Here is a 25,264-nt window from a genome sequence, read left to right as displayed (position 1 = left end):
CGCGTAGTTGCGAGGTGTTGAGTCTTCGTACTGGTCCCAAAATCGATCATCGCAGGAGAACCATGCGACCCCGTTGCTGTCGAACGCCACATCGGAGAGCTCCTGTGCCGACCAATCAGGCCTATACGCACTCCACCACCTAGTGCCGTCAAAGCGCTGGGCACGGCGCTCGTATTCCGACACGCACCAGATGATCCAAACTTGCCCATCAGGGGCGATCTTGACCTTCGTTATCGAAGCATCGTTAACCTGGCGCCACTCCTCCCCGTCAAATACATAAAGACCCTCGTCCGTCCCGAACCAAACATCGCCGTCCGGTCCGGGCGTCACGCAGTTGATCAAGTTGGGGAGCTCGCGATGCCACGGCCAGAAGATTTCATGCTCGACGCCGTCCCACCGACACAGATAGGACGCATAAGGATCCTCTCGAGTATAATCCTCCCAAAGCCCAGCAACCCACACGGTCCCTCGTGAGTCAATACAAAGGTCCGATACAGAACTCGCGGGCAACGGGTCAGAAGGCCAGAAGGTTTGGAGCCCTCCCGCACCATAGCGCAGAAGCGACGGCTCGAGTAGAGGTGCATCGATCCCGAGGGGATCATTCCAGTACGTTATGGTTCTGGACGGCATCAACCACGCCTCGCCGTCCTCACCAAACCTAACGTCTTGCACATACTGCACGGGGACCGTGAACTCGCCGTAAGCTGCCCAGGTCTCGTCCTGGGACAGAGACGCGACCCACAATTCATAACCTACGCTTTTTATACACCATTTAGTATTCCGATCGTCCACGCGAACATCGAATCCCCTATCGCTTAGCCCGGTTTCGGGGGGAAGCTCGAAGCCTCGGAAATGGCCTTCGTCAAAGTGAAGAAGCAGTCCTGGCAAGGCCAGCCAAACACCGTTTGTTATGTCTGCGGCAATATCGTAGATCGATTCATTAAGCGTCATCCAGGACAAATCATCGTCTTCGAATACGAAGAGCCTGGAGCCGCCTCCCGATGGCGCCCAGGCCTTGCCGCCTCTCGCCGCCACACAATCGAAGACAGCCCACCAGGAAGGAGCGGCCATGTCCCAGGAATACCAATTGGATCCATGAAACCTAATCATGCGATCGTAAAGAGGGACCCACACGTTCCCGAGCTCGTCGCTCGCCAGGTGAGCTGCGACTAGGCCCCGGTACATAGCACCCTCAAGCGGCCGCTCGTTCCATTCCCATGCCAGGCCATCGAACTGGAAGAGACCAGGGTCAAAGTACCCGTGTTGATGTGACGGACAGCCCCAGACGCCGCCGCTTATGTCAACCACTACGGAGCCAGCGCCGGGCGCACCGCGCCAGTCAGCCGGCGTGAACTTCAGCCTCTGACCTGTGTTTCCCTTGATCAAGACAAGACCACCCTCTGTGGCGATCCATACACAATCGCCCTGGACCGCGAGGCGGTTCTGGTATGTTCCGGATGTGTAGTTTATCACAAGCGGGCCTGCGAATTCAACGGCGAAAACCGACCCACTGCCCAGCAGAAAGCACACCACCACCCATATCGTGCCGACTAGATTGAGCTTGCCGGCCCTCCCCGTCCAAGGCCTACTCTCCTCTTTGCTTCCGCAATCTTCACACAAGACACTGTTTTCCCACATAACGCCCTCCCTTTCGATTCTAAAACCCTAGGCGCGAACCCAGCCCACACGGCGGTCCTGAGCCTATTCCTCCCGGTGTCGCAGATGAACTACATCAAGCGACCTCCTCAGTTGCACCAACCGGGCCCCTGATCGTTGCCTCGGGGCAAGAGCCATTTCCCATTGTAGAATACGCCCAAATCGGCACATGTCCCTCCATCCGGCCCCTCGATCCGTTGGCTAGCCAAATTCCAGGCAGTCAGCATCTGCTCACCCATAATCCAGAACGCTATGCCGTAACCAGTCTGGCCGTAGTCATCGTCATAAAAGCGGCTCATGTGCGCCTTTAGATCCGCATTCAGTATCATGGCCCTCCTTGACGTAATGGTAACGCCTCGTCTTGCGACTTTCAACAGGAGACGAGGCCCCAAAATCAAATTAAGGGCAGGGGACTTCATAAGATGAACATGTTTAGCGGCTCCCAACAGGCGATGATTGGGACCGCGGTTGGCTCGTGGGTTCCACCCGTTTGGTGCTTTGGAATGCGGTCGCTCGGCGCCGCACTCCAAATGGCCACAGCTGGCTTGGCTCAATCTGATTACTGAGGACCGCCCAACACTGATGCTCCCAGCCTCGCTCGACGCCCTCAGCTTCACGCCGCAGGACGGCCCTCGAGCTTGCACAGGAGACGGCGGCTGTGATAGGTTTATCGTTGAATTAACGAAACTAAGGAGGGACAGACATGGTGCGGAAGCTTTTTCTTGTGGCGGTTCTTATTGTGGTGCTCCTTGTGCTTTTCAGGGTAGTCGCCTTAACTAAAGTGCCATGCGGGTTCGTCGGCATTCGGCGGCCGCAGCTTGCTGGGTCGGGGGCTGGGCGGGCGAAACCCAAACTGCTGATGCCCGGAGTGCGTTTTGCGGTCCCGATTGTGCATCAGGTCGATCTGGTAAGCACCAGGGTGCGGAAGGTGGACGTAGAGCACGTTGAGGTCAACCTCAGGGACAACCTCAGAGTCTATGTGGACGCCACGACCACATTTCGGGTAGAGCCAACGCAGCTTGCCCTAAACTATGCTCTGAATGATGGCGAGCAATACGTCCAGCGAGCAATGCTGAACGACATCAAAAGTGTTATGCGCCGCTTTTTTCAGGAGACGAACACGGACGGTTTTCTCGAAGCATCCTGGCGGACCGAACAGAAGGCCGCAATCGAGAGGCAACTGTCGGAACTGCTCGCGAATCGCGGTGTCAGTCTAGTCCACTTCTTCATGCGAGACTTTGCGTTCGCCGCGAGCTCAGCTCGTGGGCTTGCGCCGCCGGAATTCCGGAAGTCTATCAACGGCCAGAGGGACAACATTAAGAAAGATGGCAAAGATCGCGGGACGTTCGCGTATGGACGTGCCTATCATGGGCTATGCTTTGGCCCAGTGCCCATGGTTGCTTGTCACACCGTAACCACTCTCGAAAGCGGTGCTAGAAAGCCACCGTTTTGACCGTGTTTTTATCTGTCTTTAGTCAACGTGATGGGCGGTTAGAAACATGGCTTTCTCAAGAGCGGCGAAAAATTGCTGATATGGCCGGGGCTCGGTAATGGGCCGCAGATTGTATTGTGCATTAGCCCGAACCAACAGCTGTGTCTGTCCCCTTCTTCTGACTGTAACTGTCATACGTAATGCATAGTATTTTAGCTTTGTGGCGGTGACTGTTCCAAGCTCTGCATCTGCCTTATCGATCACGAAGCCCAAATCTTGAAGAGTGGCCATAATTGTTCTCAGAGTTTTTTCTATATCTGTTGCATCAAAAACCCGTGTTTGAATACTCCTCAATTGCACTTGACTGGAATTAGAATCGAGAAGACGTTGCTGCGTAGTGGCACAACCTGCGATAAGCAAGGAGAATAGTATCAATATTGAAAGGAGCGTATTTTTCATATTTCTTGTGCCTGCAGAAAGATAGATTTAGACAGCTTATCAAAGAACTCCTGATATATTTTAGGATCCGTTAAGCTCTCTGACCGGCTCACTTGACCCTGCGTATTCCATACGATCCTCTGGAAGGTTACTCTCACAACTATATATTCACCGTGCTCTCCTGCAGGGCGCGTGACGATCGAAGCACGCATCTTTTGCTTTTCGTCAGTAGCCGGCATAGAGCCCAAAAGGGCGGCAACGATAACCGCTCCAACTAGCTGACCAGCGTTTACGGCGCTCCGCATTTTGGAAGCAGAAATAAGACCCAGTTCTGTCTCGCTCTCATCTATATTGAAGCCCATGTCCTGAAGATGAGCCGCGCATGCTCGGAGAATCTTCGCCTCGTCTTTCGTTTCATATTGTCTAGTTTGCATTTGGCGCTGGCCCAGAGCTTCTGGGCTCAGCGATAAGACATCTCGGGGGATGGTCTGACACCCAGCCATAAGCACAATGCAAATGAGGAGCATAGGGAAGATTGCTTTCATGATGTTTCGGCTGCTAAAACCTTGACGCATGGTATGCGAAATCACGGACCTTTTTATCATGGTCAAACTTGATGATAACGGTTAATGTTCGCTGACTTGTTGAAGATGAGCCTGCACTTTGTCCACCCCATATCAATACCAAGGTCGCGCCTCCCGAACCTTCAGAATAGACCTTATCGGTTGCTATTTTGTCGTATATCCACACTTCGCGACCTTGTTCATCTGTAGAAACGATATTAGGCGAGCCCAAAGCCTCAATAACTTGAGCTCCTGACATACCTTTCTTGATGACTTTTTGAACTGTTCCGAGAGTTAGTCGATCGCCCTGTAATCCTTCTTGTGTGCTTGAGGCCTGCCTGGTCGCACTGCAGCCTGAAAAAACTGTCAACACAGAACCAACAACTATAACTGTAATTATCCATGTGCGAATCATTCTCTTCAACCTCCTGTATTGTTCATCGTTTTGCCTTAATAGCGCATGCAAACTTGTTTGCACATCGTTATGTTCTCAACCCTATGTATCGATAGATTACTCCGCACATTACATCCAACCCTTGTCTTTTGTCAATAACACAATCTAAAAATCAGCTTATAGACAGGAGAGTTCCTAGGATGAACATGTTTAGCGGCTCCTAACAGGCGATGATTTGGACCGCGGTTGGTTCGTGGGTTGCACCCGTTGGGTGCTACGGCGCCTGGGATGATCGGCACAAAGGCGCCGGTTAGCCTTTTTCATGCTGCCCTTTCAAATCTCAGTTTTCGACATTATAGTCGTCTCGATTGCTCTCATTGACAGCAGGAAAGGGATAGACATGGCTACGATACTGGATGGAAAGAGAACTGCCGCGAGAATCGAACAGAGACTCGCGGAGCAAGTGGAAGCGCTGTGGGAGGAACGCGGCGTGCGACCTGGCCTTGCTGCCGTCCTTGTTGGTGAACATCCTGCCTCAGCCACTTATGTGCGGATGAAACGGAAACGCTCCACGCAGATTGGTCTTCATTTCGAGCTGCACAAGTTCGCAACCACGGTAACAAGGGATGAGCTGCACGAGACGATCGGCGAGCTCAACCGGAGCGAGAAGGTGCACGGGGTGCTCGTCCAGCTGCCGCTTCCGGAGCATCTTGATGCGCACGAGGTAATCGATTGGATAGCTCCCGGGAAGGATGTGGACGGCCTTACGACGCTCAATCAGGGCCTCTTGTATCGAGGCAAGCCCTGCCTCGCCCCATGCACGCCCAAAGGGATGATCAGGCTGCTCGATGAGTATGGCATTGCTACTGAGGGCAAAAACGCCGTCGTCGTCGGCAGAAGCGAGCTCGTCGGTAGGCCGCTTGCGGTCATGCTTTCCAGCAGGAGCAGGAATGCGACGGTTACGATCGCGCACACTCGGACGCGCAACTTGAGGCAAGTAACAAAACGCGCGGAGATCGTCGCGGTGGCGATTGGCCGAGCTCAAATGCTCGATGCCACCTATTTCGCAGACGGCGTTGTCGTGATCGACGCGGGGACCAATGTAGTGCCGTGCGAGGACTCGAAGACGGGCCGCCGGTTGGTTGGCGACGTTGATTTCGCATCAGTCTCAGAAATTGCGTCGTACATCACACCCGTGCCCGGCGGCGTTGGCCCGATGACAGTCTGCATGCTCCTTGAGAACACGGTCGAGGCAGCGCGGTCGATTGCGTATGGTGGGTAGGCTCTCCTCTCGACGTCAGCTTCATCCCGGTCGGGCTCGACCGAGGACTTGCGACTAAAGAGCAAATGCGCTACTGTCTGGTATGTGATCGGGCTGTTCGAGACAAGGCACTGGAGCAAACGCAGCAATGATTCAATGTCCTGAATGCGGTTTGGCGAATCTGGATGACATGAACAACTGTTCCAGCTGCGGGTGTCTTCTGATGACGGGGGACGATGAGGATACAAGGACCGACCTCGGTGCGCCTTCGTTCAAGAAGGGCGTTAAGTTTGCTGACCGATACGAAATAGTCTCTGAGGTTGGGAAAGGAGGCTTCGGCCGTGTTTTCCGCGCGGTCGATGTTACGACCGGCAGCGTGATTGCCTTGAAGGTGCTGAAGCCCTCTCTCACGAGCGACGAGCAGGTTCGCTCACGTTTCTTGGGTGAGCTGAAGATGTCGAGGCGCGTCGTGCATCCGAACATAATCCGGCTGACGGACATTCTGGAGATCGGAGGGATGCTCATCCTGGTCATGGAGTTTGTCGAGGGGATGAGCCTGAAACAGATGATCAGGCGAGAGGGTCCGTTTGATGTGGAGTTAGCCTACACGATAATGTCTCAGGTGTGTTTGGGCCTGGATGCCGCCCACCGCGTGGGCGTTGTTCATCGCGACATAAAACCCCAGAACATTCTGATTACTAAGAACCTTGGGATCAAGATCGTTGACCTGGGGCTTGCGCGGCACCTCGGCGGCAATTCGGTCTCTCAGACCGGGGTGATAATGGGGACGCCGGACTACATGTCTCCTGAGCAGGTTAGGGGAAGAAACATCGACGCCAGGTCGGATATCTATTCACTAGGCGTTGTCATGTATGAGATGTTCACAGGCAAGCTCCCCTTTACCGGGGAGTCGTCTGTGGCCGTGCTTCTCGCTCACCTTCGGCAGGTTCCCGAATCTCCTATGAGGCTCAGGTCTGATCTGCCGCCCTGGGTGAGTTACATGATACTGAGGGCTATGGCCAAGAGACCCAGCCAGCGATTCGGCAAGACAACGGACCTGTTGAAGTATTTCGAGAAGAGTATGGCACAGTCCAAGCTGGGAGAGAAAGCCGAAGAGCTCGAGAAGAAGCCCCCTGAAGAGAAAATGGCCCGCGAGATGACGCCGCACGTGCCGAGTCGGGCGGATTCCAGGAGAAAGCTGCGACTCGTCTCCGTTTTGTTGATTACCATTATCGGGCTCGTGGCGATCATCTCAGCTGTTGCCCTGCGCGCGCATTTTGAGAGCTCAGATAGGGCTCAGGTGATTGTCAAAGCCGCGAAGGAGCACGAGAAGCAGCAGGACTACCTAAAGGCCTATCGGGTCTATGTGGAGGGAACTCGCCAGGTGAAGGGCTCGATCTCGCTATACTTCCGGGCAGCAATGGCCTATATCCAATACCTATCGCGAGAGCATACACTGCCGCTTGTGTTATCCCTTATGGGCATATTGGTTCTGCTTCTAGTCCCTCTGTATCTGATACAGCGCAACATCAAACGTTGAGGCGCGAATGACGGCACAGGACCCGGTCGCCGTCGTTCGGTGCGAGTCGTACGAGCGTGCGGCCCTGGACACGGCGATTGCTGGCGCCGCCGGGCTCATCGGGTTCACGGAGCTTGCTGAGTACGTGGGCAAGCGAGTATTGGTTAAGATCAACCTGCTGAACGGGGCCAGGCCCGAGGCGTGTTCCAACACGCACGTTGAGTTCACGCGTAGCGTCATAAGGTACCTGAAATCGCACGGGCTTGAGCCCGTGGTGTCCGATTCGTCCGGCCCGCTTGAGGATACGTGGGGGTGTTTCAGGAGGTCTGGTTACGCGGCTATGTGCGAGGAGGAAGGTGTGTCGATTGAGCCGCTGTCGAAAGACGGCTACGACAGAATCGATATAGCTAACGGCAAGCAGGTCAGCTCGGCGCTGGTTTCAAGGTTTTTTCTTGAGGCTGATCTTATCATCTCACTGCCCAAGCTGAAGACGCACGTTCAGACAGTCTATACCGGGGCGGTCAAGAACTTCTTCGCTGTTCTGCCGCTTTCGGAGCGACGGCGGTTTCATCGGCTCAATCGATACGAGCGTTTCAGCGAGGCGATAGTTGACCTTTATTCTGCCGTCGGTAGAGGGTTGAGTTTGATGGATGGCATCATGGGGATGCAGGGGAACGGTCCCTCGACGGGGAGCCCATGCAAGCTCGGGATCGTGCTCGCCTCACGAGGCGCGGCCAACCTTGACGTGGTAGCGTGCGGAGCGATTGGGCTTTCGCAGACGAGGGTTCACACTGTGAAGGACACGATCGCAAGGGGATTTGCGGCCAGGCTCGACCAGGTCCAGATTGTGGGAGATTCACTTTCTCAGGTCGAACGGAAGTTACATGTCCCTGCGAGGCTGTTGCTGCGGGCGAATCCTATAATCGAGGGGCTGACAGACATCGTGCTCGGCCTTCATGCAAGCGCAGTCGAGGTTCAGGCCGACAAGTGTACCGGCTGCGGGCATTGCCGGAACATTTGTCCCGTCGGCGCCATAACAATTGACAACCACTGCCGGATAGATTATTCAAAATGTATTAGATGCTATTGCTGTTTCGAGGTGTGCCCGAACGATGCCATTGTGCGGCGGCCTCCGTTCGTGGGTCGGGTCTTGGATAGGCTCAGAGGTTGGCAGCTGGGAAGGATGAGTTGAGGAATTGAGAAGGGCTGATTTCGTGCGATCTGTCTCGCGGCGAACTTCAATGCCCGGCGGGCAGGTCGAGCCTATGGTCGAGGTTTTTTTCGAGACTATCAGGGAGGCGCTTCAGGACGGGCGCCGGGTTGAGTTCAGAGGGTTTGGCTCATTTTTGGCAAGAGGTTATGGGGCGACTTTTATGAGGAACCCCAGGACGGGCGAGACGGTTGTTGTTGGGCCGAGGCAGAAGGTAGTGTTCAAACCGAGCCGGCTTTTGCTGGGCCGCATAGCAAACCGTGCAGCATCGAGCGACACGGAGCCGTCCACATAGACAATAAACACTATGATGGTTAGGAGGGCGATATGAGATTCGTAACCGCGGCCGCGGACTTTCTAAAGGGATTGCAGGATATTCAAGGGATTGCTGGTCAGCGGAGCATCAATCCTATGCTTTCCGAGACGCTTCTTGAGACAACAGACGATGGTGTCACGATCTATGCGACAGACCTGACAGTGTCGGTTCAGGAGAAGGTGGGCGCAGAGGTTGCCAGGTCCGGTTCGATAGTTGTTCAGGCCAAGAAGGTCTTCGAGATCGCCAGGCAGCTACCGGAGGAAAAGGTTACGGTTGAGACGCTCGATGGCAATTGGCTGAAGCTGAAGTCGGGCCGGGCAACGTTCAAGATTGTTGGGTTGCCGGCTGAGGAGTTTCCGCCGATGCCGGAGTACGATCCTGAGTGTCTGTCGGATATAGATTTCGGGGCTTTGCGGTCTGCATTTGCCAAGGTCATCTCGTCGATGTGTGAGAATGACGCTCGGAGATACCTCAACGGAGGACTGATAGAGTTTTCCGTTTCGGATGTTTTAGCTCCTGACAAGGGGCCGGGGACGATCTTGGTCTCAACCGACAGCCATCGCCTCTCCTACAAATTCGCAGATATAGGCTACAAGCACGAGGGCGACAAGCCGGTTGGATTGATCATTCCCAGGAAGAGCATTGAGGAGATCATGCGGCTGTTTGGGGAGAATGATGCTGTTCAGATGGGGCTGGACAGACGGCGGCTCCTGTTCAAGAGCGACAGGCTAACTTTCCTCTCCACGTTGATAGACGCGGATTATCCGGACTACCGAGCAGTGATTCCCAAGTCATCGAAGTTTAAGGTGAGGGTCTCCCGTGACGAGCTTGATGCAGTCCTGAAGCGAGTCTCAATCTGTTCAGACCCCAGAACGCGCAGGGTTCGTTTCTTCTTTAGAGATGGCTTGTTGAGGCTCATTGGCGAGGACGCTGAGATCGGCGAGGCGACCGATGAGGTCGAGGCGGAGTATGAGGGAGATGGCTTGGCCCAGTTAATCGAGAAGCAGAACGAGGAGCGTGAGGCCAGTCGAGACCAGTCGGAGGAGCCAGTCATAGAGACGGGGTACGAGAACAGTCTTGAGATCGACTATAACGCTGCTTTTTTTGAGGATGTGCTTAAGATCATAGAGACAGAGAGGGTCGTTCTTGAGCTGACGGAGTCGACCTCAGGATGCGTGTTGAAGCCCGACGAGGATGAGCCTACGCAGCTTTGCATCATAATGCCGATGGGGCGCTGACTGGGAACGCGCCGGTCCCGGGACGACTCCTAAACGCTAGGCAGATGAACACGCCTGATAAGGAATCTTCAACCGCACCTGAGCAGCAGCGCATTGTAGTTCTTGATTTCGGCTCCCAGTACACCCAACTGATCGCGAGGCGCGTACGGGAGGGCCACGTTTATTCTGAGATACTTCCCTATAACGTGGATGCCTCGCGTGTGCTCTCAGACGGCGTCAAGGGCATAATCCTGTCCGGTGGCCCGGCGAATCTCTCCTCCGCAGGCGTGCTGCTTCCCGACCAGCGCATCCTCGATGCGCCGGTCCCGATGCTTGGCATCTGCTACGGGATGCAGCTTTTGGGCCAGCATTTCGGGGGCACGGTCAGTAGAGCGTCGCGTCGTGAGTATGGAAGCGCGAGGCTTTCGATACTTAAGGAGGACCATCTTTTCAAGGGAATGCGTGAGGGTGTGCAAGGTGAGACGACGGTCTGGATGAGCCATGGCGACAGGGTTGAATCTCTCGGGCCAGAGCTTATCACAATAGCGAGAACTGCCAATTCACCAAACGCAGCCATCAGGCACACCAGTCGGCCCGTATTTGGCGTTCAGTTCCATCCCGAGGTCTCCCACACCACCGAGGGGCGCAACATTTTGCGGAACTTCGTCATCGGGATATGCAATTGCAGGCCAAACTGGACCCCGGACTCGTTCATCGAACACGAGATCGCAAGATGCAGAGAGCTCATCGGCAGTGGGAAGGTGGTCTGCGCCACGAGCGGCGGAGTCGACTCGACCGTCGTTGCTGTGCTTCTCTCGAGAGCAATCGGGGAGAACCTGGTCGCGATTTTCGTTGATAACGGCCTTCTGCGAGAGGGCGAGGTCAACCAGGTCACATCTATGCTCCGGGAGGAGCTCGGCATCAACGTGATTGCTGTAACTGCGAGCGAGAGATTCCTCTCCTCCCTCAGAGGCGTCTCCGATCCGCAGGAGAAGCGCAAGATAATCGGCAACCTGTTCATCGAGGTGTTTGAGGAGACGGCGAGTTCGCTCGAGGACTGTGAGTATCTCGCCCAGGGCACGTTGTATCCGGATGTTATCGAGAGTGTCCCTGTTAGGGGGCCTTCCGCTCTCATCAAAGGCCACCACAATGTCTGGGGTCTGCCGGAGCGGATGAAGCTGAAGCTCATCGAGCCGCTCCGCGAGCTCTTCAAGGATGAGGTCAGAGTTATCGGCAAGAATCTCGGCATTCCAGACCGCATCCTGATGAGGCAGCCCTTCCCGGGGCCTGGCCTGGCCGTTCGGGTAATTGGCCCCATCGCACCGCCTCAGCTTGGGGTTTTGCGAGAGGCCGACACGATTGTCAGGGATGAGATCGAAAGGGCTGGCCTAAGTAATGACCTTTGGCAGTGGTTCGCCGTGTTGCTGCCGGTCAAGAGCGTGGGCGTGATGGGGGATGAGCGCACCTATGAGAATGCGGTCGCCATCCGGGTCGTGAAGAGCCTCGACGCGATGACAGCCGATTGGGCGAAGCTGCCTTATGACGTGCTGGGCACGATCTCCAGCCGCATCATAAATGAGGTTGACGGGGTCAACCGTGTCGTCTATGACATAAGCACGAAGCCGCCGAGCACAATTGAGTGGGAATAGATCAAGAGGTCCCGAGCTGCTCGGGGCAGAGAGAAACGAAGAGGATATGAATATGGCAGAGCTATCAGGGCTGACTGGGCTTAATCCAAAGGTCATACAAATCCTGAATCCATATTGCCAAGATATTATCGCGCTTCACGGCGAGAACCTTAAATCCATCATTCTCTACGGTAGTGCGACTGGCTCAGACTTTGTGCCCAAACGCTCGAACGTAAACCTGATGATCATTCTGGGTGAGGTTACCCAGGCCGCGCTCAACAACAGCCTCAAGGTCGTTGCAAAGGGCCGCAAAAAAGGCATCGTTGCGCCGTTGTTCATTAGCGAAGAGCACATCCGAAGGTCGGCTGACGTGTTTCCGATAGAGTTTCTGGAGATACAGGAGAATCACGTCGCTCTTTATGGGGAAGACCCGTTTGGGAGCCTCGAGATCGACAGGAGCAACGTCCGATTGCAGTGCGAGCACGAGCTCAAGGGCAAGCTAATTCGCGTCCGGCAGGGCTACCTTGAACGAGGCCTTCTGAAGAGAAACATCGCCTCGCTGCTTACGGAGTCGCTGACATCATTCATCCCGGTCTTCAGGAACATGCTTCGCTTGCTGGGTCAGGAGCTGCCAAAAGGAAGGCGCGATGTGATCGAAAGGACCGCGCAGAGGTTTAATGTGTCTGCGGACCCGTTTGTCGAGATTCTCAGGCTGAAGGAGGGGATGAAGGTCCCTGACGCCAAGACAGTTGACGGCATATTCGCCGACTACCTGACTGAGCTTGACAAGCTGGCTATCGCGATCGACGAGCTCTGAGCCAGGGCATGATGCGTTTCAGCAAACTTTTGGCCGCGGCTAGTCTATGCCTCATTCTAGCCGCATCGGTGGCGCTCTCAGGCAGTGTGGAGTTCCCAGCTTACAAGGGCTACGTCAACGACTACGTAGGGCTCATCAAGCACTCCGACGAGGTGAAGCTCACAGCGCTTCTTTCCGAGCTTGAGAAGAAGACTACTGCGCAGGTCGCCGTTGTCATGGTGCATGCCACAGCGCCGCTTGACCTCGAGACGTATTCGGTCGAGCTCGCTCAGGAGTGGGGCGTTGGCCAGAAGGGCAAGGACAACGGCGTCTTAATCCTCATAGCCAAAGACGACAGGAAAATGCGTATTGAGGTCGGATATGGGCTCGAGGCGAAGTTCACCGACGGCATGGCCGGGCGGATGATGCGCCAGTATTTCCTGTCATATTTCAAGGATGGGCGGTTCGCTCAGGGGACCGTGCTGGGCACAACGGCCGTGGCCAAGCACGTTGCCTCGATCTACGGCGTCAAACTGGAGGGCTTGGCTGCTCTTCCCAAGGTCGATGCCTTGAGGCGTCAGCCCGCCCACGGGTTTGGATGCGGCGCGTTTGGTCTGCTGCCCCTTCTCATCTTGCTGATTTTCTTCCGTATGTTCTGGCGCCTGCTGTTCTTTGGCTCTTTATTCGGATTGGGGAGCAGAGGTGGATTCTGGTCTGGCGGAGGCAGCTCGGGCGGATTCTCTGGCGGGTTCGGCGGGTTTGGTGGAGGCTCGTTCGGTGGCGGCGGCGCATCAGGGTCTTGGTAGCATGAACAGGGTTTTGCCCGGGGATTTCACGGAACGTTATCCATTTGAAGTGGAATGCTTGCATATATCTTGGAAGAACTAAGGAGAGACAAATGGCGATGAGCAAAGGCCTCAAAGTTGTTCTGATCATTGTGGTCGTCCTTGCGGTGTTTCTTCTTATGGCAGGAGGCTGGTTCGTCCGCAACTACAACAAAGTGGTCTCGCTCGACGAGGCGGTCTCCGAGTCCTGGGGACAGGTCGAGACGCAGCTTCAGAGGCGCTACGACCTTGTGCCGAACTTGGTCGAGACTGTAAAGGGATATGCCAAGCACGAGAAGGAAGTGTTCACCGAGATAACCAAAGCGCGGGCCATGGTCGGGTCTGCCCAGACCATTCCCGACAAGATCGGCGCAAACAACAACCTCACTTCTGCGCTTGCGCGGCTTTTAGTCGTCGTCGAGAATTACCCCGACCTCAAGGCCAGCCAGAACTTTCTGAACCTTCAGGACGAGCTCGCCGGGACCGAGAACCGAATCTCTGTCGCCAGGTACCGCTACAATATCGCTGCGAAGGAACTGAACGAGTTCATAAAGGGCATCCCGGGCGTTATCTTTGCCAGAATACGCGGCACGAACCCGGCGACTTACTTCGAGGCGCCGAAAGAGGCAAAGGAAGCTCCCGCGGTGAAGTTCTAGCGTCTGGCCCCAAGTCCCCAGTTTGATCTCTCGTGCCGGTGCGAGTCATCGCGATTGAGCTATTACACGTTCGAGTGCGCCCTCGACCTCGCGAGCCCCTGCCTCGCCAGGGACGTCGCCCTGTAGCACGCGGCGAAGACGGGAACCAGCGCCGCCAGGTCTGAAATCGCACCTAGGGACGCTTTTTTAGAACCACTATCCGGTTTGTATTGGTGCCTCTTGTGTTATTAGTAACACCCCAGCAATTCGATGTTTTTGTGAAGCGCTGTGAATTGATCATTATGCACTCTGGGAACAGCCCAGCGCGGATGGCCGCCCCAACTACCTCATTCTCTAATTGGAGGCGACCTTTACGCATCTCCCCGACTTCAAAGGCAATAATTCCATTCTCAATCAGGAGCCGCTTGAGTTCCACGAAAGTCCGTGTCATCTTCTCTAGCCAATCAGCCAAGTGGTGGCACTGCCAAACATTGTCGGTCGCGACCTGAATGTCACAGAACCACATTCGGAGCCAATTATCCTGGATGTAGTTGATATTATCAAGGAAAGGTGGAGAGGTTACGACTAGCTTAATGGACTGTGAAGGAATTGGAGTCATTTTATCTGCTGATAAGCAATAGAGGGAATAATCTCTCCGAAAAAAGTGCTTGGGCAACGGGTCCCGAAGAAGTCGTTTTGACTTTCTCATTATGAGCTCTTTTGTGTCCCGATATTCGGGGTGCTGTTCCTTCCGGTCATTGATGCGTCGCTGACTCTTCACAGAAGCTGCCTGATTCGGCGGAAGCGTGTAAACAGAGAAGAATCCTGGTGAATGTCCTGTAAGCCGGTTACATGCGACCATCTGAAGCCATGCGTCGGTTCTGTCGTATTTGTTCTCGTTAATTCGGTGCTTAAAGTACAGTCTCCAGGCGTATAGCTCATTCAATGTGTCGGGATGAAAGAAGACGAGGAGTTCCTCGTCCTTTGGACCGGCATAATGCAAATCCAGGTTGGCCAATCGCTTATAGATTTCCATCATAGTAGGCGGACATAATCTAGGTCTAATGAGAATGCTACCTAGTGGATTGATGTCATTCCCAATTGCTCGACAACCGTGCAACTGTGCCTCTATGAGAGTTGTGCCGCGGCCCATAAATGGATCGAAAACTACGTCGCCTGGCTCGCAAAAACGCCTAATAAAAAAGGCAGGCAGCTGTGGCTTGTAACAGCCCCGGTATGACACTTCGTGGATAGAGTGAGCTTGCCTCTGTTTGGATGTCCAGAACTCTCCCCGATAAACAGGGATTGCATGGTTGTCAAGATGTTGGACCACATCCGCTGTAAATGGTTCCGAATCGAAAAGGGGAAGAGCCTCACCGGAGAACCCGCTGCGCGGGGAAACCTTGCTCAGGATGGCTCGCTCGTCACGCATTCTAAATGATAACGCTGTGGTGTGGGCCCGTTGCGAGGATCTTGTGGTTCACGGAAGCCTCAAGTCTCACATTGACCGATGTTGTAGGTTCAAGAAAATCGAGACGTATCGCATCGATGCGTGCGCAGTCCCGAGTATTTGTATAGAGGACAGTCATAAGAAGGTGATAAATGGGCGTTCTGAATTGCTGGCGCAACTTGTGCGAGGACGAAGTTAATACTCTACGATTCGTGTCGCTCGGATTCCAATCACTGGTAGCTTTCAACTCCAGTGGTATTTCAAGCGTCGATGCGCTGTGGGCGAGCATCTTATCTGGGTAACCGGCACCGGGGCAGGGAGATATGCAATATGAAGAACCGTGGGGGATGAGGCGGTTCACGACAAAAGCCTCTACCTGATTCCCGATGGACTGGTTTGTGCTGTTGGGCCGGATTGGGCAAAACTCTCCTTTGATGCCGCTCTTCAGCACGGCATGCCTGATCTCGTCCTCGACCGCTTGGCGCAGTTCAAGTGGCCATGGATCGACCAGTCGCGCCGGCGGCGCTTGCTCCCACTTCAGTAATGCACAGTAGTAATCAGCGAGGTTTCCCATGATTCCTTATTCATCAAACTGCCCCTTTGGTGCTTCCCGCTGTATGCAACACCGAAGCCAGACCTCTATTGGCCTACAGTTCATTAACTGTAAGCGTGCTGCAAGAGAATCTCAATACCTCCTACCTCGTGGTCTTCGAGCCTCTGCGGTGAGAGTCATCGCAACAGATCTATTACACATTCGAGTGCGCCCTCGACCTCGCGAGCCCCTGCCTCGCCAGGGACTTCGCCCTGTAGCACGCGGCGAAGACGGGAACCAGCGCCGCCAGGTCGATCAAAGCGAACTTGAAGCCTCGCATCCTACTAGCAATTTGTGAAAGACGTCCGAAGAAAAAGCCGACGCGTCTCCAGAATGTCCTGTAATGGTTCTCGATCAGGACGCCGTTTCGCATCTTCGCAACCTGCGTGAACAGCTCGTAACGATATAGCATTCTCATCAGCGACCTGAACGTGTCCGTCCTGTAATGCTCGACGACCGCGGCCGGTTCGTAAACCAGCCTGTGGCCGACCTTTCGTATCCGAATGCTGATGTCGTGGTCCTCCCCGTTGGTCCGAAAATACGGGTCGAAGCCGGTCGCCTGCTCGAGCACAGACCGGCGGTAGGAGCAGCAAAGACCAAACAGCACCTGCGCGTCCTCGAGCACCCGGTCCCCGAGAGTCTGCGCCGCGCTGAACTTCCGCCAAAGGTCATAAATGCTCTCGATACGCGCCTCGACCGCCTGCCCCCCAACGCCGCCAACCTCGGGGGACACATAGTGCTTGAGCAGCTTTTCCAGCAAGTCGCTGCGCGCAACCGTGTCCGCATCTACGAAAAGAATGATGTCGGCATCCGTATGCTGCCACAGCAGGTTTCTCGCCGCGGATAGCCCCACGTTCTCGCCCGGGGAGATGACCTCCGCACCAGCGTATCCGGCAAGGAGGCCGCTGTTGTCCGTGGAGCCGTCATCCACAACGATTATCTCATCAGGCGTGCGCGTCTGCTCGCCGAGCGATGCGATACAGGCGCCAATAGTGGCGGCCGCATTGTAGCACGGGACCCCAACCGCAACCTTGACATGCTCAGTTTCTACGCTCACCTGATTACAGAGGCCTTCCTATAGGATTGGGTGTTGTAGGGGCGGCTCACGAGCCGCCCTAGTCTGATCAGATGTTAAGGGCGATTCGTGAATCGCCCCTACACGTCGGCGATGCCGATCGAGAGCTGCAGCTCGGCCATGAAACCAGAGCCAAACCTTCATAGCACGAGCGTCCCTCTCTTGAAACTACCGTAAATCTTGCCCAACGTCAGCGCAGAATAGGCAATTGTATCAAATACCGGCAGCAGCGCCTCGGATTTTGGCCGTCTAGCGACCGGTGCGATGATGCTCTTCAGTATGCTCTCTACCAGGAAAACGTGCTCCTTCCAGTCGAACCTGAACCTCCGGCGAAAACTAGCACCGTGCTTTGCAAAGAGCGAGGCGCGGCCGAAACCGTATTGAAAGGACTGCGAATAAAGACCCAGCAAGTCCGACCTGTGCTTGTGGACAATCACCGCTTCAGGGCTGTATCTCAGCCCGAATCCCGCCTGCTGGGCACGCCAGCAGAAGTCGGCGTCGCCCGCTATCTCGAAATAGGTGTCGAAGCCGCCGAGCTGCTCGAACACGTCTCTCCTCACGAGGCAGTTGGCGGTGACGAAGAACGGCAGCGAGAACTCGGAGCGCTCGGCCATCTTCTCCTGGTCCAGTATCTTGCGATAATCTATGTATCGCTCGACGAGGTTGGACGGAGGGTATGCCTCAACCTTCCCGCCCACGATGGCGAAGCCATTAGTTGGCGGTTGGCGGTTGACCGTTGACCGTTGGCGGTTGGCGGCTGGCGGTTGGGGATGAACGAGCCCATCGACGAGGCGCGAAAGCCAATCTGGTTTCGGTATGCAGTCGGCGTCGGTGAAGGCTATGATGTCGTGCTGGGCGAACTTTGCGCCAGTATTTCTCGCCTGATATGCGCCCTTCTTGGGCTCGAAGACGTAATCTATGCTGTTGAACTGCTGGAGAATGTCGGGTGTGTTATCGGTCGAGTTGTTGTCAACAACGATGGTCTGAACGAGCCGCCTGGGATAATCCAGTCCAAGCAGAGCCCCAACGCAGTCGGCTATCGTCCCCTCGGCGTTATAGACGGGCACGACAATGGATACGGGCGGCTTTCGGCTTGCCATGCGACTATCCTTTTTTCACCACAGAGACACAGAGTTACACAGAGTTACACAGAGAGGTCAAAGGACTAATCTCCTTATGCCGTCCTTCAGAACAGCAGTATTGAAGTTGATCAAAAGACCTGTTTTCAGACCGGTTAGTCTCAGATATGTCAGTAGCTGCGCCTCGTGAATCGACAACAGCTTCTCCACAGTCTTCAGTTCAAGGATAAGCCTGTTCTCTACGATTACATCGACCCTATAGCCGACGTCAAGCTTCACATCCTTTATAGACTACAGGCAGCGCGATCTGCCGCTGAACACTAAGGCCGGCCTGCTTGAGCTCCCAGCAGAGGCATTCTTCGTAGGCAGATTCCAGAAGTCCGGGACCGAGGTTCCGATGAACCTCAATCGCGAGCCCGATAACCTTCCCAGTCAATGGGTCCCTCTGCGACTCTGTGTCTCTGTGGTTCACTCCCTCACGCTCACAGCTCTCCTGAATTGTCCCATCTTCCTGCCTCTGTGCTCTCTGTGTCTCTGTGGTGAATCATCAACAATTTCCACGTTCCGTCAAGTGCTTCAAACGAAGTGAACAATCATTTGACATTTGCCAATGGCGCTGTTAACTTGTATTTGTATTTGATCTGATTTGGAGCGTTGAAGTTTGATCTGATTTGGAGCGTTGAAGAGCGATGAGTTATGCCACCACAGGATTTTGACCTCAGCAAGATGAGGGCCAAGGGACGCAGCGGTGAGAACTTTGGGATGAACTTTGGCAACTTGAAGCTGCCCAAGGTTCGTCTCCCCTGGATTGTTCTCGCCATCATTGTTATTTGGCTTCTGACTGGGTTTTACATGGTTCGACCGGGCGAGCAGGGCGTTGTAAGACGGTTCGGGGCCTACGTTTACAGCACAGAGGAGGGCCTTCGCTACCACCTTCCCTACCCGATAGAGACCCTTGATAAAGTCAGCCTCACCGAGATAAGGCGCCTCGAGGTCGGCTTCAGGACGGTCGAGGGCGTTGCGCGAAACGTGCATCAAGAGTCGCACATGCTCTCTGGCGACGAAAACATCGTCAACGTGACGATGATCGTCCAGTATCGCGTCAACGACGCCAGGGCCTATCTCTTCAACGTGAAGGATCAGGTGGGGACGATCCGGGACGCGACTGAATCGGCGCTTAGGCAGGTTATCGGCATCCACTCCATCGACGACGTTCTGACGGCTGGCAAGCAGCAGATTCAGGACGAGACTCGTGAGAAGCTCGACGAGCTGCTCCAGTCCTACACGCTCGGCGTTCACGTAACGGCCGTTCAGTTGCAGGACGTTCATCCGCCCCAGCAGGTCATCCACGCCTTCAAGGACGTTGCGAGCGCCAAAGAGGACAAAAGCAAGACGATCAACAACGCGCACGGCTATCGCAACGAAGTGCTTCCCCAAGCCGTGGGCGAGGCGGCCCAGATGGTTCAGAAGGCCGAAGGCGCCAAGGTCGATAGGATCAAGCGCGCAGAGGGCGACGTGCAGAAGTTCCTCAAGACGCTCGAGAAGTATAGGATGGCCAAGGATGTTACGAGACGGCGACTCTACATCGAGACGATGGAGGCGGTTCTACCGGCGGCCAAGAAGATAATCCTCACCGAGACGGGCCAGGTGAATCTGTTGAATCTTCTGTCGAGCGATTTTCAAACGCTTGCGCCGAGCAAGAAGGAGGCGGGCGGCAAATGACAAAGAACGCTACTCCGATACCGAAGGGACTGTATCTGCTTGGCGGGTTCATACTCCTGGCGATCGTCGTGAACATGATCTTCTTCACGGTCGATGAGACGGAGCAGGCGGTCATCCTTCAGTTCGGCAAGTTCGTGAGGACAATTCGCGAGCCGGGGCTTCACGCGAAGGTCCCCTATCCGATACAGACGGTGCGCATTCTCGACAAGCGGGTACTGGAGTACGACAGCGAGCCCCGCGAGATCGTAACTGGCGACAAGAAGACGCTTGTGATTGACAACTACGCCAGGTGGCGAATCTCCGATCCTCTGCTGTTCATGAAAAAGGTCGTGAACGAGGCGGGCGCCCAGACGAGGCTGGACGACATAGTCTATTCTGTGCTGCGCGTCGATCTTGGCAAGCACAACCTCGATGAGATCGTATTGAAGCGCGGCCCAATAATGGACACCGTTTCCGAGGAATGCACGGCAAAGATGACGGAATTCGGGATTGAAATCGTGAACGTACGTATCAAGCGAGCAGACCTTCCCGAGGAGAACGAGCGCGCTGTCTTTGAGCGAATGGAGGCCGAGCGGTCGCGAAAGGCGAAGCAATATCGCGCAGAGGGTCGGCAGACGGCGACAGAGATCAAGGCGGAGACCGACAAGGAACGGACGGTCATTCTGGCCGAGGCCTACAAGCAGGCCAAAACGACCGAGGGCGAGGGCGACGCCGAAGCAACAGAGATATATGCCGAGGCGTTCTCTCAAGACGTGGAGTTCTATCAGTTCTGGCGGACGCTTCAGGCCTACAATAAAACTGTTGATAACAGGACCACGCTGGTGATTGCTCCGGACTCGCCGTTCTTCAAGTATTTGCGCTCGGGGGCCCGCAAGTAATAAGCCATGCGGCTGTTCCTCGTCAACCCTCCCTCCTTCAGTAAGAACCTCGCGCCTCTGCCGCCGGCTGGCCTTGCATACATCGCAGCATTTGTCAGAGAAAACGGCTATGACGTCGATATGCTCGATGCGATGAATCTCGGACTCGACCACGCCCAGACGGTGGCTCGCGTTCGCAGTTCACAGCCGGACCTGGTTGGCATTTCGGTTGTGTCCGGGACCCACAACTCCAGCGTCATGCTCGGCAAGCTGCTCCACGAGGCGCTGCCCCAGGCCAAGATTGTCCTCGGCGGCCCGCACGTTCATTTCTTGTATCAGCAAATTATGCAAGAGCACGCCTGGATAAACTTCTGCGTCCGAGGCGAGGGTGAGCACACCACGCTGGAACTCCTCTCGGCGCTCGAACGAGGCACAGACCTGTCAGGCATACCCGGGCTGGTCCACCGCATAAACGGCAGGCTACTCGTGAATCAGGACCGCCCGTTTATCAAAGACCTCGACAATCTGCCGTTTCCGGCAAGGGACCTGCTCCCTATGTATGCCTACTACTGGCGCATCTTTGGCTTCACGCGCCCGGACGACAAGGTTGTTACGATAACGGCTACGCGGGGGTGCCCATTTCACTGTCATTTCTGCGCCTCGAGTTACCTTTGGAAAGTGCAGCGGCGAAGGTCGGTCGAGAACGTGCTCGACGAGATCGGCAAATGCAGCCGCGAATACGACGTGGGGATGCTCCTGTTCCCTGACGACCTGCTCCTTCTGAACGAAAAGTGGGCGATTAGGCTGTGCCAGGGGATGATCGAACGAGGCTACGATCGATTCAAGTGGGCGTGTATGGGCCGGCCGGGCAGAATGTCCGCCAACATGCTCGACTGGCTCGAGAAAGCCAGATGTGGCCTGATAATGTATGGGATTGAGTTCGGTAACCAGCGATTGCTCAACTTCTGCGACAAGAAGACCACGCTTCCTGACATCGAGTCCACCATCGCAGCGACACGAGCGCGGGGGATACTTACAATGGGATTTTTTATCCTTGGCTATCCGACCGAGACGGTTGAAACCATCGAGCAAACAATACAATTTGCGCAAGAACTCAAGCTGGACTATGCGGAGTTCAATCTGCCCAAGGCGCTTCCTGGCTCGCCGCTCCATGATTATTGTCTCGAAAGAGACCTGCTGATTGACACGAGCGACCAGAACTACAGCAGCGTGTCCACGCAGATGATAGCGCTCGAGAACGTTACGCCAGCCGAGCTCGCTAGGCTATACCGAAAGGCGTTGAAGAGAACCCGCTACTCGTTCGCAGGGCGCCTCAAGAAGTTCGCTAGGCGCATGTTACTTCGGCGCGCAACACACAAACTCTCCTGACTGCACGGCGGTTTTGGAGGCTGGTTCTGGGCCTGTCTCGTGCGCCGTTTTGGTCGAATCGCCCCCTGTCGAATCCAGTCCTTGACGCCATCCAGTTCCGGGCGATGTTTGGTTTAGTGGAAAGATTTTGAGATTGCACTTGACATTGCATATCCGTGGACTTAATGTTTCAGTTATTGAGTTTGGTCTTGAACCTTCTTAGGCAACAGATATCTGAGGCCGAGGAGGCAGGACATGATGTGTAATCTGGCTGAATAGGCTTAGGAAACTGTGATGAAGGATGTGTTTGATCAGGAGAGTTGTCCTGGTTAGGCCAAGGTGTTGGTGAGATTTCGATGTTGTCGGGGAGGTAGCGGAAGCAACCCCGAGCTGACTGCTGTTTCCAAACTGATTTTGGAAGCGAAGTAACAGGCCGAGTTTCCCCCCTTTTGCTTAATTGGTGAATCCCAATTCATATCCATGACTCAGAATACTGCTTTGCAGCTAATATGCACTATTACATAGCTTTGTGGCTTTGACGAGAGGAGGTGATTGATTTGAAAGGTGAGATTAAAAGGCTGATCAGAGACCGTGGTTTCGGATTTGTTCGAGCGGAAGATGGTAACGAGATATTCTTCCATCGTTCTGCCGTGCAGGGAACTGATTATGATTCTCTTCGCGAAGGTAGTAAGGTGGATTTCTCGACGGAGCAAGGGCCTAAAGGGCTTCGAGCGACGAATCTGCGACTGGACGAGAGCTAATAGGTGTCCTGGGTCAATCGAGCGCAAGACCGTGATCGATAGACTCGTAGCGGGCAATGCGGCGAGCGCGTACGCCCTATCTTGCATGGGGTACTGCGCGCTCGGATGACCCAGACATCAACCAGAGCACGACAGCAGGCGGTCTGCGGAAGTGTGCAGCTATCGGGCGCATCTTTGTACTTTGACTAGCGAGATGATTTGCCCCGAGGGCATTTGTGGAAACGTTCCTCAGTCCGGGCCCTAGCTTGGACTGAGTAACTGTGGCTGGCAGCGAGAAGTCAGGACGAGATTGTAGCCAGTCGCGTCCGCCATATTTTCCGGAGTACTGTTATGTGGTGTCTGGGTGGTATGGTTGAGTTGAGCTGATGCCGAGACAATTAGGCTATTCGATGGGAGTTGGGCGACAGCGCATAGACTATTGATGAGAGTCTAGATTCTGCGTGGCGCCGGCAACGGCCGCCGCGAGCGAAGCAGTGTAGCAGTCTGAAACCGGGGACGGAGAGCATGAAGAGGCAAGGATTCGCTCCGTCAATAATGTGCGATTGATCGGTCCGGTGACGGTTCTCTTAGGCTTTGTGCCGTGGATTCCGCTGAAGCTCGGCGGGCGCGGGATGCGGTCTGCTGGAGCAGACATTGTGTTTGGAGCAATTGACACCGGGATTCTGGGAGTTGCGGCACTGGTTGGGGCGAGCTTCGCGGGAGTGCGAAGGGGCGATCGTTGGTGGTGCCATAGGAGATGCAATCACGGACGGTTTCGCTGGCCTGTTTGAGGGCAAAGTCGCGGAAAGTTTGAGAAAGCGGCAGATCGAGGAGACGAGAACTGCGCTTAGTTCCTCGATGGACAAGATGAGCGGCTGTCTGTTTGGCGTAGGGTTGGTGCTCACGATTGCGTGGACTCTTTTGCGGATACGCACCCGGCTCAACTGAATCATCAAGTAGGGGTCTGATTCACATCGGAGCGCCCTCAGTGGGTGCCGCATAGTTATAGCCGATTCCAAAGGATCAAGGCCGTGTAGGCTATTCACTTTACTCTCGGTAAGGACGATATACACTGTGTTGTATGGCCCAAAGAATCAGGAATGAGGCTGAGGAGGGTCGGGCTTGCATTTTGGCTTCACGAATCGCGACGAGGATTCGATTAGGTCTGTTGGAAATCGATGGCACTAGACAAGATGAAGTGAGATTGCGGTGAGGAAATCGAAGGGATTGCTGCTTATTCAGGATGGTGTGGGCGACCGTCCGATCTACAAGTTGGGCCGCAGGACACCTCTTGAGGCAGCCAACACGCCGAACATGGACAACCTCGCCCGTAACGCTGTTAACGGTCTGATGGACCCGCTGGCGCCAGGGATTCGGGTTGGGACTGACGTTGGGCACCTGGCTCTTTTTGGCTATAACCCGCTCAGGACTTACTGGGGCAGGGGCCCGATCGAGGCGGCGGGGATCAGCATTAAGATGGAGCCTCAGGACATCGCACTTCGCTGCAACTTTGCGACTGTCGATGACGAGATGCGTGTGAAGGACAGAAGGGCTGGCCGCATTCGGGAAGGCACGCGCCGGCTCGCCGGCGAGCTCAATGGCCTCAAGATTGCGGACGACATCGAGGTTATCTTCAAAGAGGCGACGGAGCATCGGGCAGTCCTTGTTCTGCGCGGCGAGAAGCTTTCTCCGGAGATTACGGACACCGACCCTGGCCCGGGACACGTCGGCGAGAGGGTCCGAAGGTGCGAGGCGTCGGAGCCTGGGCTGAAGCTTGCGCAGCGAACAGCGGACGCGGTGAACAAGTTCGTCGAGCGGTCACACGAGATACTGAAGGACCATCCAACGAACAAGGCCCGCATCGAGGAGGGCAAACTGCCGGCGAATATAGTCCTTACGCGAGGCGCCGGCGCTGCGCTCAAAATGCGGAGCATCACGGAGCGGTTTGGGCTTCAGGGGGCGTGCATAGCGGGCGAGAGCACGGTCTTGGGAGTGGCGAGGATGGCAGGTTTTGACATCTTCACGTCGCCTCGTTTCACTGCCAATGTTGACACGATACTTGAAGACAAGGCGAGATACGCGACCGAGGCGCTCAAGGTCCACGACCTTGTCGTGCTGCACGTGAAGGGGACTGACATCCTGTCGCACGACAACAGGCCACTGGACAAGATGCACTTCATCGAGAAGATCGACGAGATGTTAGGTCTGGTGCTGTCCCAGATCGATGAGAACGTTTATGTTGCGCTTGGCGCGGACCACTCCACGCCTTGCGAGGTTGGCGACCACACGGCGGACCCCGTGCCCATAACGATCTACGGCCCTGATGTGTTGGCGGACAACGTTGCCGGCTACTCCGAGCGTTCGTGCCAGAGAGGCGGCCTGTGTCGGATCACAGCGAACCAGTTCCTGCTGACTCTTCTGGACTTCATGGGCTTCACGTATAGATACGGCTCCTGAGCCGGTTCGTGCGCGGCTCGAGGCTCAGAACACCC

Annotated in this window: 24 protein-coding genes and 1 pseudogene; 16 read left to right on the top strand and 9 right to left on the bottom strand. The window is 55.2% G+C overall.

The features are described 5' to 3' along the window. Both VM163_12210 and VM163_12205 read right to left on the bottom strand, forming a co-directional pair. Nucleotides 1–1,638 (bottom strand): two-component regulator propeller domain-containing protein (locus VM163_12210; protein HUT04640.1); only part of this gene is annotated, 1,638 nt, incomplete at its 3' end. Between the two features lie 107 nt (nucleotides 1,639–1,745). Next, complete coding sequence (locus VM163_12205) at nucleotides 1,746–1,985, bottom strand: hypothetical protein (GenBank protein HUT04639.1); 240 nt, start codon at nucleotides 1,983–1,985, stop codon at nucleotides 1,746–1,748. Nucleotides 1,986–2,359: 374 nt separating this feature from the next. On the opposite strand from VM163_12205, the gene VM163_12200 reads away from it, so the two are divergent. Continuing rightward, nucleotides 2,360–3,109 carry an SPFH domain-containing protein gene (locus VM163_12200; GenBank protein HUT04638.1) on the top strand — a complete coding sequence of 250 codons (750 nt, stop codon included), beginning with the start codon at nucleotides 2,360–2,362 and terminating at the stop codon, nucleotides 3,107–3,109. A gap of 434 nt (nucleotides 3,110–3,543) precedes the next feature. Here VM163_12200 and VM163_12195 read toward each other — a convergent pair whose 3' ends face one another. Beyond that, nucleotides 3,544–4,071 carry a hypothetical protein gene (locus tag VM163_12195; protein HUT04637.1) on the bottom strand — a complete coding sequence of 176 codons (528 nt, stop codon included), beginning with the start codon at nucleotides 4,069–4,071 and terminating at the stop codon, nucleotides 3,544–3,546. A gap of 13 nt (nucleotides 4,072–4,084) precedes the next feature. Then, nucleotides 4,085–4,504 carry a hypothetical protein gene (locus VM163_12190; protein HUT04636.1) on the bottom strand — a complete coding sequence of 140 codons (420 nt, stop codon included), beginning with the start codon at nucleotides 4,502–4,504 and terminating at the stop codon, nucleotides 4,085–4,087. Nucleotides 4,505–4,883: 379 nt separating this feature from the next. Here VM163_12190 and folD point away from each other — a divergent pair, with 379 nt between their 5' ends. The 9 genes from folD to VM163_12145 all read left to right on the top strand — a co-directional run bounded on the left by folD (nucleotide 4,884) and on the right by VM163_12145 (nucleotide 13,910). Beyond that, nucleotides 4,884–5,765, top strand: a complete 882-nt coding sequence (folD, locus tag VM163_12185; protein HUT04635.1) for a bifunctional methylenetetrahydrofolate dehydrogenase/methenyltetrahydrofolate cyclohydrolase FolD — start codon at nucleotides 4,884–4,886, stop codon at nucleotides 5,763–5,765. Nucleotides 5,766–5,892: 127 nt separating this feature from the next. Further along, entirely contained in the window at nucleotides 5,893–7,284 is a 1,392-nt protein-coding gene (locus tag VM163_12180) for a protein kinase (protein ID HUT04634.1), read from the top strand. Nucleotides 7,285–7,291: 7 nt separating this feature from the next. Then, entirely contained in the window at nucleotides 7,292–8,455 is a 1,164-nt protein-coding gene (locus VM163_12175; protein ID HUT04633.1) for a DUF362 domain-containing protein, read from the top strand. 4 nt (nucleotides 8,456–8,459) lie between these two features. Next, a complete protein-coding gene (locus tag VM163_12170; GenBank protein HUT04632.1) occupies nucleotides 8,460–8,768 on the top strand; it encodes an HU family DNA-binding protein in 309 nt (102 codons plus the stop codon). Nucleotides 8,769–8,800: 32 nt separating this feature from the next. Beyond that, the gene (dnaN, locus tag VM163_12165; GenBank protein HUT04631.1) at nucleotides 8,801–10,027 is read left to right on the top strand and encodes a DNA polymerase III subunit beta; all 1,227 of its coding nucleotides are present in this window, start codon (nucleotides 8,801–8,803) and stop codon (nucleotides 10,025–10,027) included. A gap of 44 nt (nucleotides 10,028–10,071) precedes the next feature. Then, complete coding sequence (gene guaA / locus VM163_12160) at nucleotides 10,072–11,655, top strand: glutamine-hydrolyzing GMP synthase (protein HUT04630.1); 1,584 nt, start codon at nucleotides 10,072–10,074, stop codon at nucleotides 11,653–11,655. A gap of 52 nt (nucleotides 11,656–11,707) precedes the next feature. After that, the gene (locus VM163_12155; GenBank protein ID HUT04629.1) at nucleotides 11,708–12,451 is read left to right on the top strand and encodes a hypothetical protein; all 744 of its coding nucleotides are present in this window, start codon (nucleotides 11,708–11,710) and stop codon (nucleotides 12,449–12,451) included. A gap of 8 nt (nucleotides 12,452–12,459) precedes the next feature. Further along, on the top strand, nucleotides 12,460–13,236 hold the full coding sequence (locus tag VM163_12150; protein HUT04628.1) for a TPM domain-containing protein: 777 nt from the start codon (nucleotides 12,460–12,462) through the stop codon (nucleotides 13,234–13,236). Between the two features lie 98 nt (nucleotides 13,237–13,334). Continuing rightward, the gene (locus VM163_12145; protein HUT04627.1) at nucleotides 13,335–13,910 is read left to right on the top strand and encodes a LemA family protein; all 576 of its coding nucleotides are present in this window, start codon (nucleotides 13,335–13,337) and stop codon (nucleotides 13,908–13,910) included. A 172-nt stretch (nucleotides 13,911–14,082) separates the two neighbouring features. Here VM163_12145 and VM163_12140 read toward each other — a convergent pair whose 3' ends face one another. From VM163_12140 to VM163_12120, 5 genes and pseudogenes are all read right to left on the bottom strand, one after another. Next, nucleotides 14,083–14,928 (bottom strand): hypothetical protein, encoded by an 846-nt coding sequence (locus VM163_12140; protein ID HUT04626.1) that lies wholly within the window; start codon nucleotides 14,926–14,928, stop codon nucleotides 14,083–14,085. 394 nt (nucleotides 14,929–15,322) lie between these two features. Beyond that, nucleotides 15,323–15,913, bottom strand: coding sequence for a hypothetical protein (locus tag VM163_12135; protein HUT04625.1), 591 nt, complete (start codon nucleotides 15,911–15,913; stop codon nucleotides 15,323–15,325). A gap of 172 nt (nucleotides 15,914–16,085) precedes the next feature. Next, on the bottom strand, nucleotides 16,086–16,988 hold the full coding sequence (locus VM163_12130; protein HUT04624.1) for a glycosyltransferase: 903 nt from the start codon (nucleotides 16,986–16,988) through the stop codon (nucleotides 16,086–16,088). 158 nt (nucleotides 16,989–17,146) lie between these two features. Next, the gene (locus tag VM163_12125) at nucleotides 17,147–18,106 is read right to left on the bottom strand and encodes a glycosyltransferase (protein HUT04623.1); all 960 of its coding nucleotides are present in this window, start codon (nucleotides 18,104–18,106) and stop codon (nucleotides 17,147–17,149) included. Between the two features lie 57 nt (nucleotides 18,107–18,163). Next, nucleotides 18,164–18,557: pseudogene (locus tag VM163_12120) on the bottom strand (GxxExxY protein). Between the two features lie 224 nt (nucleotides 18,558–18,781). Between VM163_12120 and hflK the strand changes: the two are divergent. The 6 genes from hflK to VM163_12090 all read left to right on the top strand — a co-directional run bounded on the left by hflK (nucleotide 18,782) and on the right by VM163_12090 (nucleotide 25,229). Beyond that, the gene (gene hflK, locus VM163_12115) at nucleotides 18,782–19,807 is read left to right on the top strand and encodes an FtsH protease activity modulator HflK (protein ID HUT04622.1); all 1,026 of its coding nucleotides are present in this window, start codon (nucleotides 18,782–18,784) and stop codon (nucleotides 19,805–19,807) included. Then, the gene (hflC, locus tag VM163_12110; protein HUT04621.1) at nucleotides 19,804–20,685 is read left to right on the top strand and encodes a protease modulator HflC; all 882 of its coding nucleotides are present in this window, start codon (nucleotides 19,804–19,806) and stop codon (nucleotides 20,683–20,685) included. The genes hflK and hflC overlap by 4 nt, the downstream gene beginning before the upstream one ends. Nucleotides 20,686–20,691: 6 nt before the next feature. Then, on the top strand, nucleotides 20,692–22,053 hold the full coding sequence (locus tag VM163_12105) for a radical SAM protein (protein ID HUT04620.1): 1,362 nt from the start codon (nucleotides 20,692–20,694) through the stop codon (nucleotides 22,051–22,053). 536 nt (nucleotides 22,054–22,589) lie between these two features. After that, nucleotides 22,590–22,793 (top strand): cold shock domain-containing protein, encoded by a 204-nt coding sequence (locus tag VM163_12100; GenBank protein HUT04619.1) that lies wholly within the window; start codon nucleotides 22,590–22,592, stop codon nucleotides 22,791–22,793. Between the two features lie 639 nt (nucleotides 22,794–23,432). Then, a complete protein-coding gene (locus VM163_12095) occupies nucleotides 23,433–23,720 on the top strand; it encodes a hypothetical protein (protein HUT04618.1) in 288 nt (95 codons plus the stop codon). 261 nt (nucleotides 23,721–23,981) lie between these two features. Beyond that, a complete protein-coding gene (locus VM163_12090; GenBank protein ID HUT04617.1) occupies nucleotides 23,982–25,229 on the top strand; it encodes a 2,3-bisphosphoglycerate-independent phosphoglycerate mutase in 1,248 nt (415 codons plus the stop codon). Nucleotides 25,230–25,264: the final 35 nt, after the last annotated feature.

It is taken from the genome of bacterium (assembly GCA_035527515.1).
In the GTDB taxonomy this organism is placed as follows: Bacteria; B130-G9; B130-G9; order B130-G9; family B130-G9; genus B130-G9.
The sequence above is the reverse complement of the archived record's forward strand: the minus strand, read 5'-3'. Positions and strand labels throughout refer to the sequence as shown.